Genomic DNA, 13701 nt, shown 5'->3' with positions numbered 1-13701 from the left:
CCATTTCTACGAGCTCGAGAAGCTCTTCGTCGTCAACCTGGTCAACTTTGTTCATGAAGACAACAAGCGCTGGTACACCAACCTGACGTGCGAGCAGAATGTGCTCACGTGTCTGTGGCATTGGACCGTCTGCTGCGTTCACAACCAGGATCGCGCCGTCCATCTGAGCCGCACCCGTGATCATGTTCTTCACATAGTCAGCGTGGCCCGGGCAGTCGACGTGTGCGTAGTGACGGTTAGCCGTCTCATACTCAACGTGCGCTGTGTTGATCGTGATACCACGCGCTTTTTCTTCCGGCGCGGAGTCAATGTCAGCGTATGAACGCTTCGCGCCACCTGTTACTTCCGCAAGTACCATAGTGATCGCCGCTGTAAGCGTCGTCTTGCCGTGGTCAACGTGACCAATCGTGCCAATGTTTACGTGAGGCTTATTGCGCTCAAACTTTGCCTTAGACATGTTTTCCTACTCCTGAACTGTGTGTCTGGCTGCTGCCTGGATTAACCGGCAAGCTGAGAAATAATTTTCTCGCTCTCAGCGCGAGGAACTTCTTCATAGTGGTCGAAGATCATTACGAACTGCGCACGGCCCTGAGACATGCCACGCAGGTTACCGACGTAACCAAACATGTTCGCCAGTGGGACAAATGCGTTAATCGCTGTGATGTTACCACGTGGTTCGGAACCCTGAATCTGACCGCGACGGGAGTTCAGGTCACCGATGATGTCGCCCATGTATTCTTCAGGCGTAGATACTTCAACCTTCATCACTGGTTCCATAATGCGTGGCGCGCCTTTAGACTTCAGCTCACGGAACGCTGCACGGCTGGCAATCTCAAACGCAAGAACGCTGGAGTCGACATCGTGGTATGCACCGTCGAGAAGCGTCGCCTTGAGATCGCTCATTGGGTAACCAGCGAGGAGACCACTGGACATCGCGCTTTCGATACCTTTTTGAACGCCTGGGATGTATTCCTTAGGAACGTTACCACCGACGATCTTGGATTCGAAGACGAAGCCTGAACCTGGCTCACCTGGCTCGAACATGATCTTCACGCGACCAAACTGACCTGTACCACCAGACTGTTTCTTGTGGGTGTAGTCAATTTCAGCAGCCTGGCTGATAGCTTCGCGGTAAGCAACTTTCGGTGCACCGATATTAGCTTCAACTTTGAACTCACGCTTCAGACGGTCAACAAGAACGTCAAGGTGAAGCTCACCCATGCCCTTCATGATTGTCTGACCAGATTCGATGTCTGTTTCGACGCGGAAAGATGGATCCTCAGCCGCGAGACGTTGCAGACCAACAGACATTTTCTCCTGGTCGGCTTTAGACTTAGGCTCAACCGCAATCTCGATAACCGGATCAGGGAAGTTCATCGTCTCGAGAACAACCGGACCAGACTTGTCACAGAGTGTGTCGCCAGTTGTCGTATCTTTGAGGCCTGCAAGAGCGATAATGTCGCCAGCAAATGCTTCTTCGATCTCTTCACGGTTGTTGGAGTGCATCATCATCATACGACCGACGCGTTCCTGCTTGCCCTTGGTGGAGTTCATGACTGAACCACCTTTAGTGAGCGTACCGGAATAAATACGAACGAATGTCAGAGAACCAACGAACGGGTCGTTCATAATTTTGAACGCGAGGCCGGCAAACGGCTGGCCGTCATCAGCAGAGCGCTCAATGTTACGAATTTCTTCTTCGTCGCCTGGTTTGAAGCCTTTGTAAGCAGGAACATCAAGCGGGCTTGGAAGATAGTCGATCACGCCGTTGAGCATAGGCTGAACGCCTTTGTTCTTAAACGCAGAACCGCAAAGAACCGGAACGAAGTCCATAGCCAGCGTACCCTTACGGATAAGCTTGCGAAGAGTCTCGATAGATGGCTCTTCGCCTTCGAGGTAAGCTTCCATAGCTTCTTCGTCCTGCTCTACAGCAAGCTCGATCATTTCGCTACGCAGCTCTTCAGCTTTGTCTTTCAGTTCGTCACGGATGTCTTTCTTGACCCAGCTCGCACCGAGGTCTTCACCCTGCCAGACCCATTCCTGCATTGTGAGCAGGTCGATCATGCCTTCGAGTTCGCTTTCAGCGCCGATTGGCATCTGGATTGGCATAGGTTGGGCACCTGTGCGCTCTTTGATCATCTTCACGCAGTTGAAGAAGTCAGCACCGAGCTTATCCATCTTGTTCACGTAAACGATACGCGGAACTTTATAACGGTCAGCCTGACGCCAGACAGTCTCTGTCTGCGGCTCTACGCCGGCGTTCGCGTCGAGAACACATACCGCACCGTCGAGAACAGCAAGAGAGCGTTCGACTTCAATTGTGAAGTCGACGTGTCCTGGAGTGTCGATGATGTTGAAACGGAATTTTTCCGTTTCAGGTGTTTTACCGTCTTCTGTGCGTTCCCAGAAAGTGGTCGTCGCAGCAGACGTGATAGTAATACCGCGTTCCTGCTCCTGCTCCATCCAGTCCATGGTCGCAGCACCGTCGTGAACCTCACCAATTTTGTGAGATTTACCGGTGTAATAAAGAATGCGCTCGGTTGTGGTAGTTTTACCAGCGTCGATGTGCGCCATGATGCCGAAGTTGCGATAACGTTCGAGCGGATAATCGCGTGCCATGGAAATGAGCCTCGAATTACGAAGTTAGATAGAGAATTACCAGCGGTAGTGTGAGAATGCGCGGTTAGCTTCAGCCATACGGTGCGTGTCTTCACGCTTCTTCACCGCATTGCCACGACCATTCGCCGCGTCAAGAAACTCACCAGCGAGACGCTCGCGCATAGTGTTTTCGTTACGAGCACGCGCAGCAGCCACCATCCAGCGGATAGCAAGAGCCTGACGGCGCTCAACACGTACTTCAACAGGAACCTGATACGTCGCACCACCAACTCGGCGGGAACGTACTTCTACTGACGGAGAAACGTTGTCGAGTGCATCGTGGAAGAGCTCGATCGGATCGCGCTTGAGGCGCTCTTCAACGATATCGAGCGCACCGTATACGATACGTTCAGCTGTGGATTTTTTACCGTCGATCATGATCTGGTTCATGAATTTAGACAGTACGAGATCTCCGAATTTTGGATCCGGTAGAACTTCACGTTTTTCAGCGCGGTGACGACGAGACATATCTGTATAATCCTATTTCGGGCGTTTCACGCCATAATGCGAACGACGCTGCTTACGGTCTTTAACGCCCTGTGTATCGAGAACGCCGCGCAGCACGTGGTAGCGGACACCCGGAAGGTCGCGTACACGACCGCCACGAATCAGGACCACAGAGTGCTCCTGAAGGTTGTGGCCTTCACCAGGAATGTAACAGATCGATTCGTAGCCAGACGTCATACGAACCTTCGCAACCTTACGAAGCGCCGAGTTCGGCTTCTTCGGCGTTGTTGTGTACACACGGGTACACACGCCACGGCGCTGCGGGCACGCCTTCAGCGCCGGAACTTTGTTACGTTTCGGGCGAGGCGCCCGTGGATTGCGGATCAACTGGTTAATCGTCGGCATAGACCTGTTCTTCTATCCTTTGTCTGGGTCCAAAACACCCAAATTCCATAACTAAAACCGAGGAGATACCATACGGATCACCTCGGAAAACTACGACTTGGGGAGGCTTGGGCCCCTAACCCTTGCGGGAGGTCACTCGGTTTGTCACCTGAGCGAACCTACACATCGAGCGGCGCTAATAGTCTTTGTACCCGAGAAGGTCAACCCTTCTGTGCGGTTTCGGAGTTCGGATTCCTCCCCGGGAGTACCGAATTCCTTATTCTTCGGGCCAGTTCAGTTCAATGCGCCGTGCGCCGAACCTGTGGCGGAATACAGGCGGCCCCGAAGAGCCGCCTGATTCTGTATTATTCTGCAGCTTCCGGAGATGGAAGCGCTGGTGTTGCAAGCGCTGCAGCAGCTTCTTCGCGCTGTGCTTTCAGCTTCACATCGCGATCGCCTGCGAGGCGACGGTAGCGACGCAGCTGACCACCTGTACCAGCCGGGATCAGGCGACCCACGATAACGTTCTCCTTGAGGCCTTCGAGCGTATCGACTTTGCCCTGGATAGACGCTTCTGTGAGGACGCGTGTTGTCTCCTGGAACGATGCAGCAGAGATGAACGAACGTGTCTGGAGAGACGCTTTCGTAATACCCAGCAGAACCGGTGAACCTGTAGCTTCTTTGCGACCAGCCTTGCGAGCTGCTGCGTTCGCGTCTTCGAAGTCGAGCAATTCAACGGTCTCACCTTTCAGGAGAGACGTCTCGCCACCATCCGAGATCTCAACTTTCTGCAGCATCTGACGTACGATGACTTCAATGTGCTTGTCGTTGATCGGAACGCCCTGCAGACGGTAAACTTTCTGGATCTCATCAACCAGATAGTCCGCCAGAGCTTCAACACCGAGAACCGTAAGAATATCTTGTGGCGCAGGGTTGCCGTCCATGAGGTAATCGCCACGACGGATCATATCGCCTTCCTGAATTGAAAGGTGCTTGCCTTTCGGGATCAGGTATTCTGATGGCTCCATACCTTCCTCTTCAGGAACGATACGGACACGGCGCTTGTTCTTATAGTCACGGCCAAATTCTACACGGCCATCGATTTCAGCGATGATCGCGTGGTCTTTCGGACGACGTGCTTCGAAGAGCTCGGCAACACGCGGCAGACCACCGGTGATGTCTTTCGTCTTCGCGCCACCAGTCATGACACGAGCAAGTGTTTCACCCGGACCAACCTTGTCACCCTCGCCGACATTCAGGATCGCGCCAGCAGAGAGCTGGTAGCGAGCTGGCATGCCGTTTGGAAGCTGAACTGGCTCGCCAGCTTCGTTTACGATGACGACAGACGGACGCAGGTCAGCGTTTTTCGCAGTCGTACGGAAATCGACAATGCTGCGGGACGTAATGCCTGTCGCTTCGTCAACTTCTTCACGTGCTGTGAGGTTGTCGATGACATCCTCGAGTTTCACTTCACCTGCAACTTCGGTGATAACCGGCTGAGCAAATGGGTCCCAGTCAGCGAGCTTGTCGCCGCGAGTAACCATGTCGCCTTCTTTCACGAAGAGCTGTGTACCGTAACCGGCTTTGAACGTCTGACGTACGCGGCCATCTTCGTCGACTGTGTCGACTTCCATGTGACGACCGATAACGATCAGGCGACCATCATGGCGTACAACTGTCGCCGCTTCGCGGAAGACAATCTTACCGTCGTAAGCCGCTTCAACACCTGACTGGTCAGAGACCTGAGCCGCACCACCAATGTGGAACGTACGCATTGTCAGCTGTGTACCCGGCTCACCGATAGACTGAGCAGCAATAACACCTACTGCTTCGCCCTGGTTCACGCGCTCACCACGAGCAAGGTCACGGCCATAGCAGCTTGCACAGCAGCCATTGCGTGTCTCACAGGTGAGAACAGAGCGAACGAAGACTTTGTCTACGCCAGCTGAATCGATGCGCTTGGAGAGCGCCTCGTCCAGATATGTGTTCGCAGGAACGATCAGCTCGCCAGTACCCGGCTCCATCACGTCTTCTGCAGTCGTACGACCCAGAATACGATCTTCGAGTGGAACAATAACTTCCGCACCATCCATAACCGCGCGCAGCGTGATGCCCTTGTCGGTACCGCAATCATCTTCAGTGATGATGCTGTCCTGAGCAACGTCAACGAGACGACGTGTGAGGTAACCAGAGTTAGCCGTTTTCAGAGCGGTGTCCGCAAGACCCTTACGCGCGCCATGGGTAGAGTTAAAGTACTCAAGGACGGTCAGACCTTCCTTGAAGTTCGAGACAATCGGCGTCTCGATAATCTCACCCGACGGCTTCGCCATCAGTCCACGCATACCAGCCAGCTGCTTCATCTGGTTCTTGGAACCACGGGCACCGGAGTGCGCCATCATGAAGACTGAGTTGGATTCGAGTACGCGACCTGTTTCCGGATCTATCTTCTGCTCGCCTGCAGCTTCCATCATGGCGTCAGCCACTTTGTCCGTACAGGTAGACCATGCGTCGACGACTTTGTTGTACTTCTCGCCACGTGTGATCAGACCGTCAGCATACTGACGCTCGTATTCCGCAGCCTGCGTACGGGTCGCTTCAACCAGCTTATGCTTCGCTTCAGGGATGACCATGTCGTCCTTACCGAAGGAAATGCCGGCTTTAGCGGCTTCACGGAAACCGAGGCTCATGATCTGGTCACAGAAGATGACCGTCGCCTTCTGACCACAGTTACGATAGACGTGGTCGATCATACGACCAATCGCCTTCTTAACCATCAGCTCGTTTACGACGTCTGGCGTCATATCCGGCTGTTTTGGAAGACAGCTTGCGACCATGAAGCGGCCCGGAGTTGTGTCGAACACTTTGCGCGAAACGTCGCCGTTCTCGTCTACGACCTCAAAAGCACATTTTACTTTTGCGTGCAGCGTCACAGACTTGCTGTGAAGCGCATGTTCAAGTTCACCCATATCGGAGAAGCACATGCCCTCGCCCGGTTCGCCCTCTTTCTCCTGTGTCAGGTAGTAGAGACCAAGAACCATATCCTGAGATGGAACAATAATCGGTCGACCGTTCGCAGGCGACAGAATGTTGTTCGTAGACATCATCAGAACGCGGGCTTCAAGCTGGGCTTCGAGCGACAGCGGAACGTGAACAGCCATCTGGTCGCCGTCAAAGTCAGCGTTGAACGCAGTACAGACGAGCGGGTGAAGCTGGATCGCTTTACCTTCGATGAGGCGTGGTTCAAACGCCTGGATACCAAGTCGGTGAAGCGTTGGCGCCCGGTTCAGCATGATCGGGTGCTCGCGAATAACCTCTTCGAGGATATCCCAGACTTCCGGCTTTTCTTTCTCAACCAGCTTCTTCGCAGCTTTGACTGTGCCAGCCAGACCTTTTGCGTCGAGACGCGCATAGATGAAAGGCTTGAACAGCTCGAGCGCCATCTTCTTAGGAAGACCACACTGGTGCAGTTTCAGCGTTGGACCCGTCACGATTACGGAACGACCGGAATAGTCAACGCGCTTACCGAGAAGGTTCTGACGGAAACGACCCTGCTTACCTTTCAGCATGTCTGAAAGAGATTTCAGAGGACGCTTGTTCGTACCTGTGATCACGCGACCGCGACGACCGTTATCGAACAGAGCGTCTACCGATTCCTGAAGCATACGCTTCTCGTTACGGATGATGATGTCCGGTGCACGAAGCTCCATCAGGCGCTTGAGACGGTTGTTACGGTTGATCACACGACGGTAGAGGTCGTTGAGATCGGATGTCGCAAATCGACCACCATCAAGCGGAACCAGTGGACGCAGATCCGGCGGGATAACCGGAACGACAGTCATGATCATCCACTCAGGACGGCAACCGGAGTGCATGAAAGCTTCAATAACTTTCAGGCGCTTCGCAATTTTCTTAGGCTTCAGCTCACCGGTCGCTTCTTTCAGGTCGTCACGGAGCATGTCCGCAGTCGCTTCAAGATCGATGTCTTTGAGCAGCTCAAAGATTGCCTCAGCGCCAATGTTTGCTGTGAACGCGTCTTCGCCGAACTCGTCGCAAGCATCCATATACTCTTCTTCAGAGAGGAGCTGCTTTGGTTCAAACGGCGTCAGTGACGGCTCGATAACAACATAGCTTTCGAAGTAGAGCACGCGCTCTACGTCTTTCAGCGTCATGTCGAGCAGGAGCGCGATACGGGACGGAAGTGATTTCAGGAACCAGATGTGCGCAACCGGAGCTGCAAGTTCGATGTGGCCCATGCGCTCGCGACGAACGCGCGCAAGTGTAACTTCAACGCCGCACTTCTCGCAGGTAATGCCGCGATATTTGATGCGCTTATACTTACCGCAAGTACACTCATAGTCCTTCTGAGGACCAAAGATACGTGCACAGAACAGACCGTCTTTTTCCGGCTTGAACGTACGGTAGTTGATTGTTTCCGGCTTCTTGATCTCGCCATGTGACCATGAACGGATCTTCTCCGGGCTCGCGATAGAGATACGCAGGGCCTCGAAAGACGGGGCCGGTGCGTTCGGGTTGTACAGGTTAGTAACTTCCTGGCTCATATAGGCCGCTCCCTAGCGGTAGTTGAGAGACTGGATCTGGGGAAACAGTCTCTCTAAAAAATCAAACAGGCTGAAAAACGCGGTTACCCACTACTCTTCGTCGTCGACTGCACCATCGATCATCTCGATGTTAAGGCCAAGTGAACGCATCTCCTTGACGAGTACGTTGAAGCTTTCCGGAATACCGGCTTCAAAGTTGTCCTCGCCGCGGACGATTGATTCGTAGACCTTAGCACGACCAGCCGTGTCATCCGATTTGACGGTAAGCATCTCTTGTAGCGTGTAGGCAGCGCCGTACGCTTCAAGGGCCCAGACCTCCATCTCACCGAAGCGCTGACCACCGAACTGAGCTTTACCGCCCAGTGGCTGCTGCGTAACGAGCGAGTATGGACCAGTCGAACGAGCGTGAATCTTCTCATCCACAAGGTGGTGGAGTTTGAGAAGGTGCTTGTAGCCAACCGTAACCTTGCGGGCAAACGGCTCGCCAGTGCGACCGTCATACAGTGTCACCTGACCAGAACTGTCGAGGCCGGCGCGAACCAGCATCTCGGAGATATCGTCCTGGTGAGCACCGTCGAAGACAGGTGTCGCGATCGGAACACCGTTACAGAGGTTTTGAGCAAGCTCGATAACCTCAGCGTCGTTTTCCGGTACTTCAACACCGCCGCCATAAGCTTTCTCGATGGAATCACGCAGCTTCGCTACGTCATGATTGCGTCGATAAACTTCAAGGCTGTTCTCGATCATGCGGCCAAGACCTGCACACGCCCAACCAAGGTGCGTCTCAAGAATCTGACCAACGTTCATACGGGACGGAACGCCCAGAGGGTTCAGGACGATGTCCACAGGAACGCCATCTTCAGTGAACGGCATGTCTTCCAGCGGGTTGATCTTGGAGATCACACCTTTGTTGCCGTGACGACCAGCCATTTTGTCACCCGGCTGAAGCTTACGCTTCACAGCGAGGAAGACTTTAACGACCTTCATCACGCCAGGAGGCAGATCGTCGCCGCGCTGGATTTTCTCAACCTTGTCATTGAAGCGAGCTTCAAGTTCGCGAGTTGAGTCTTCGAATGATGCTTTAAGCGCGTCGACTTCAGCTTGAGCCGATTCGTCTTCGAGCTGAATCTGCCACCACTGGGACTTGGGAACGCTCTCAAGGTTTTCGAGTGACACGTCACCCTTCTTGAAGCCTTTCGGGCCAGCAATCGCAGACTTACCAAGCAGAAGGTCAGCCAGACGACCGAACGCGTTGCGTTCCAGAATATTCTGTTCGTCCTGACGGTCTTCTTCGAGCTTCTCGATCTGCTCACGTTCAATCTGGATCGCACGCTGGTCTTTGTCGACACCGTGACGGTTGAAAATACGAACTTCAACAACCGTACCAGCATCGCCCGGAGGCACACGCAGAGACGTATCACGAACGTCGGAAGCTTTCTCACCAAAGATAGCACGCAGAAGCTTTTCTTCCGGTGTCATCGGGCTTTCGCCCTTTGGTGTGACCTTACCAACGAGAATGTCGCCAGCTTTAACTTCGGCACCAACTGCGACGATACCGGACTCGTCGAGGTTGCGGAGCGCCTCCTCACCGACGTTCGGGATGTCACGGGTGATTTCTTCCGGACCGAGCTTCGTATCGCGAGCTGCGATTTCGAATTCCTCGATGTGGATCGAAGTAAAGACGTCGTCACGAACAATACGCTCGGAGATAAGGATGGAGTCCTCATAGTTGTAGCCGTTCCACGGCATGAACGCCACGCGGACGTTACGGCCGAGAGCCAGCTCACCAAGGTCTGTAGACGGACCGTCAGCAATAATGTCGCCTTTAGCAACAACGTCACCCACTTTAACGATCGGGCGCTGGTTGATGCACGAGTTTTGGTTAGAACGGCGGAACTTCACGAGACGGTAAATGTCGACGCCAGAACGGTATTTGTCGAGATCGTCCGTTGCACGAACAACGATACGTTCCGCATCAACCTGTTCGATCACACCGGAACGACGGGCAACCAGAGCGGCGCGTGAGTCACGTGCCACCACAGATTCCATACCCGTACCAACAAGCGGCGCTTCCGTTTTAACAAGCGGAACGGCCTGACGTTGCATGTTTGATCCCATGAGCGCGCGGTTCGCGTCATCGTTCTCAAGGAACGGGATCAGAGATGCGGCAACAGACACAACCTGCTTCGGAGAGACGTCAATGAAGTCGACTTCTTCACGCGGAACAAGCATCGCGTCACGTGCAGAACCCACACGCGCGTTCACAAACTCGTTTGAGAGCATGCCGTCAGCGTCAACAGTCGCGTTCGCCTGAGCGATAGAGTAGCGCTGCTCTTCCATCGCAGAAAGGTAACGTACTTCGTCGGTCAGCTTGCCGTTTTCAACTTTGCGGTACGGGCTCTCAATGAAGCCGTACTTGTTGATGCGGGCGTGCGTCGCGAGAGAGTTGATCAGACCAATGTTTGGTCCCTCTGGCGTCTCAATCGGACACATACGACCATAGTGTGTCGGGTGAACGTCGCGAACTTCGAAGCCCGCACGCTCACGCGTCAGACCACCAGGGCCGAGCGCAGAGAGACGACGCTTGTGCGTAATCTCGGACAGCGGGTTTGTCTGGTCCATGAACTGAGACAGCTGGGAAGAGCCGAAGAACTCACGGATCGCAGCAACAACCGGCTTCGCGTTGATGAGGTCGTGCGGCATGACCGTATCCACATCAACAGAAGACATACGCTCCTTGATCGCACGTTCCATACGAACGAGACCAACGCGGTACTGGTTTTCCATCAGCTCGCCAACGGAACGGACACGACGGTTACCGAGGTTATCGATGTCGTCGACTTCGCCCTTACCGTCTTTCAGGTCGAGGATCGTTGTCATAACGGCAACGATGTCTTCCTTGCGGAGGATGCGGATTTCGTCTGAACAATCGAGGTCCAGACGCATGTTCATTTTAACACGGCCAACCGCAGACAGGTCATAACGTTCTGCGTCGAAGAAGAGCTGCTGGAAGAGACCTTCAGCCGCTTCCTGCGTTGGCGGTTCGCCCGGACGCATAACGCGGTAAATGTCAGACAGAGCTTCGAAGCGTGTCTCGTTCTTGTCAGCCGCAAGCGTATTGCGCAGCCATGAACCACGAGAACCGTTGTCGATGTCGAGAATAGAAAGCTCTTCAACGCCCGCGTCACGCAGCTCGGCGATGTTTTCTTCTGTCAGCTCGTCGCCTGCTTCAATGTAGATCTCTCCTGTTTCAGGGTTCACTACGTCGTAAGCCACGAACTTGCCCTCAAGCGCGACGCTCGGGATCAGAATGTCATTGAGGCCGCCTTCAGAGAGCTTGCGTGCTTTGACAGCAGAAAGCTTCTTGCCAGCCGGCGCTTCAACTTCACCCGTCTCAGCGTTGACGAGGTCATGATCAGGCTTCGTACCGCGCCAAGCTTCAGGCTTGAACGCAGTCGTCCAGCCGTTCTTGTTAATGCGGTAGATGGAGTTGGTGTAGAACGTCTCGAGCACTTCTTCGGAGTCGAGGCCGAGTGCGTAGAGAAGCGTTGTCGCCGGAAGCTTACGCTTACGGTCGATACGAACGTTCAGAATGTCTTTAGCGTCGAACTCGAAGTCGAGCCATGAACCACGGTATGGAATGATACGCGCAGCGAACAGGAGCTTGCCTGAAGAATGCGTCTTACCTTTGTCGTGGTCGAAGAATACGCCCGGAGAACGGTGCATCTGAGACACGATTACGCGCTCTGTACCGTTCACAATGAACGTACCCTTTTCCGTCATCAGCGGAATATCGCCGAGATAGACGTCTTGTTCTTTAATGTCGCGAACAGATTTAGCCTGCGTTTCTTCATCGATATCGAAAACGATGAGACGGAGCTTTACCTTGAGCGGCGCTGCGTAAGTCAGGTCGCGCTGCTGGCATTCCTCAACGTCGAACTTTGGCGGCTCGAACTCAAAAGATACGTATTCCAGAACCGAACGTTCGGCGAAATCTTTGATCGGGAAGACCGATTTAAAGACCGCACCAAGCCCCTCATCCGGGGATCGCTGCTCAACGCCCATCTGAAGGAAGTTTTCATATGATGCACGTTGAACCTCAATGAGGTTCGGCATGTCGACAACGGCAGGAAGCCGACCGAAGGATTTGCGAATTCGCTTTTTTTCCGTAAGGGACAGAGCCATCTTCGTTCCTGATCCAGGGCCCCCGCTCCCCAAATAAGGGAACCAGGCGGCGTTCGCTAGAAGCGCGGTCGCGGCGGACCCAAAGAGGATCCGCCGCGTGATACTTTACAATGGACGCTCCGCGCAGAACACGTCCACAATTTGGTTGCTCGAAAGCAGCAGCGTTACTTGATTTCCACTTTCGCGCCAGCTTCTTCGAACTTTTTCTTGATCTCTTCAGCTTCTTCTTTCGTAGCGCCTTCTTTGATCGGCTTAGGAGCACCTTCAACGAGCTCCTTAGCTTCTTTCAGGCCGAGACCAGAAACAACTTCGCGGACTACTTTAATCACGTTGATTTTCTTAGCACCGCCGTCGACGAGGATTACGTCGAACTCAGTTTTTTCTTCAGCTGGAGCAGCGTCAGCGCCCGCAGCAGGACCAGCTACAGCTACAGCTGCAGCAGCTTTGATGCCACGCTCTTCGAGGTAGTCGTTGAGCTCTTTAGCTTCGAGAATGGTGAGTGCGAGAAGCTCATCACCGAGTTTAGCAATATCAGCCATTTTAGTTTGTCTTTCTCTAAGTGAGGTTAGATTTCTGGATCTTACGTTGTGTTCAGACCTTAAGAGCTAGCTTGCTCCCGGATCGCATCAATCGCGCCAGCAAGCTGCTGACCCGGTGCGTTAACACGCGATACGATTTCGGTAGCCTGGCCGAGAAGGCGAGCAACAACAGTAGCAATAAGCTCTTCGCGAGATGGCATAGATGCGAGCATCTTGATGCCAGTTTCGTCCATCACTTCTTCGTCCATGATGGCGCCGATGAGCTTCAGCTTTTCGTTGTCTTTTGCAAACTCGGACGTAACTTTCGCCGCTGAAGATGGATCTTCAGCAAACGCAATAGCTACAGGCCCCTGAAAGAGATCAGCCGCCGCGTCGCCGCCTTTGCCCTTAAGAGCAATTTTGGCAATACGGTTTTTGATCACTTTGAGCGTCGCACCCTTCTCGCGAAGTTTCGTGCGAAGCCCGGTCATCTCCGCAACGCTAAGACCAGAATAGTGTGTGACGACGACTGCTCCAGATTCCTCGAAAACAGTTTCGAGTTCCTTGAGCGCCGCCTTCTTTCCGGTTTTATCCATTACGGTTCTCCAAAAAGTCAGGCGTACAGTTGATCCGCACACCCTGGTGTCTGCCGTCAGAAGGCGCACCTTCATCCGGCGCCTGCCCAGGGTTATGGATTAAACAAGAACTTGCAGACATCGCCCCCAAGCCTCAGTCTCACCTCACCCCGTCTGCATAGGATATTTCATAGCCTAGGCTAACCTATGGTCTCGGACAGGTTTTCTGCCCGGAAAGCAGACGCAATCCGACCAGAGCCGGGTTCCATATCGTCTTTACCAATGAGTCGCAAGGCCCAGATTCAAGATTTTTTCATACACCGTCAGATTGTCGGCGCCCACACAACCAAATCAGGCCGGATACGAAAAAGGCGC

Annotated in this window: 8 protein-coding genes; all 8 read right to left on the bottom strand. The window is 53.7% G+C overall.

The window, feature by feature from the left end:
- Window positions 1–457 (bottom strand): GTP-binding protein (locus tag G523_RS0111810; protein ID WP_022695278.1); only part of this gene is annotated, 457 nt, incomplete at its 3' end.
- Between the two features lie 41 nt (window positions 458–498).
- Entirely contained in the window at window positions 499–2619 is a 2121-nt protein-coding gene (gene fusA, locus G523_RS0111805) for an elongation factor G (RefSeq protein WP_022695277.1), read from the bottom strand.
- A gap of 36 nt (window positions 2620–2655) precedes the next feature.
- Complete coding sequence (rpsG, locus tag G523_RS0111800) at window positions 2656–3126, bottom strand: 30S ribosomal protein S7 (protein ID WP_022695276.1); 471 nt, start codon at window positions 3124–3126, stop codon at window positions 2656–2658.
- Between the two features lie 12 nt (window positions 3127–3138).
- Window positions 3139–3510, bottom strand: a complete 372-nt coding sequence (rpsL, locus tag G523_RS0111795; protein WP_022695275.1) for a 30S ribosomal protein S12 — start codon at window positions 3508–3510, stop codon at window positions 3139–3141.
- A gap of 344 nt (window positions 3511–3854) precedes the next feature.
- Window positions 3855–8048 carry a DNA-directed RNA polymerase subunit beta' gene (rpoC, locus tag G523_RS0111790; RefSeq protein ID WP_022695274.1) on the bottom strand — a complete coding sequence of 1398 codons (4194 nt, stop codon included), beginning with the start codon at window positions 8046–8048 and terminating at the stop codon, window positions 3855–3857.
- 90 nt (window positions 8049–8138) lie between these two features.
- The gene (rpoB, locus tag G523_RS0111785; protein ID WP_022695273.1) at window positions 8139–12233 is read right to left on the bottom strand and encodes a DNA-directed RNA polymerase subunit beta; all 4095 of its coding nucleotides are present in this window, start codon (window positions 12231–12233) and stop codon (window positions 8139–8141) included.
- A 164-nt stretch (window positions 12234–12397) separates the two neighbouring features.
- Complete coding sequence (rplL, locus tag G523_RS0111780) at window positions 12398–12772, bottom strand: 50S ribosomal protein L7/L12 (RefSeq protein WP_022695272.1); 375 nt, start codon at window positions 12770–12772, stop codon at window positions 12398–12400.
- A 59-nt stretch (window positions 12773–12831) separates the two neighbouring features.
- Window positions 12832–13347: a 50S ribosomal protein L10 gene (rplJ, locus tag G523_RS0111775; protein ID WP_022695271.1), complete on the bottom strand. Its 516-nt coding sequence runs from the start codon at window positions 13345–13347 to the stop codon at window positions 12832–12834.
- Window positions 13348–13701: the final 354 nt, after the last annotated feature.

The sequence above is a fragment of the Ponticaulis koreensis DSM 19734 genome, from assembly GCF_000420665.1.
GTDB lineage: Bacteria > Pseudomonadota > Alphaproteobacteria > Caulobacterales > Hyphomonadaceae > Ponticaulis > Ponticaulis koreensis.
Note: the sequence above shows the minus strand (reverse complement) of the source record. Positions and strands in the feature narration are given on the sequence as shown.

Coding starts and splice junctions, on each gene's coding strand:
- fusA (WP_022695277.1), bottom strand. CDS start 2,619: ATGGCACGCGATTATCCGCTCGAACGTTATCGCAACTTCGGCATCATG.
- rpsG (WP_022695276.1), bottom strand. CDS start 3,126: ATGTCTCGTCGTCACCGCGCTGAAAAACGTGAAGTTCTACCGGATCCA.
- rpsL (WP_022695275.1), bottom strand. CDS start 3,510: ATGCCGACGATTAACCAGTTGATCCGCAATCCACGGGCGCCTCGCCCG.
- rpoC (WP_022695274.1), bottom strand. CDS start 8,048: ATGAGCCAGGAAGTTACTAACCTGTACAACCCGAACGCACCGGCCCCG.
- rpoB (WP_022695273.1), bottom strand. CDS start 12,233: ATGGCTCTGTCCCTTACGGAAAAAAAGCGAATTCGCAAATCCTTCGGT.
- rplL (WP_022695272.1), bottom strand. CDS start 12,772: ATGGCTGATATTGCTAAACTCGGTGATGAGCTTCTCGCACTCACCATT.
- rplJ (WP_022695271.1), bottom strand. CDS start 13,347: ATGGATAAAACCGGAAAGAAGGCGGCGCTCAAGGAACTCGAAACTGTT.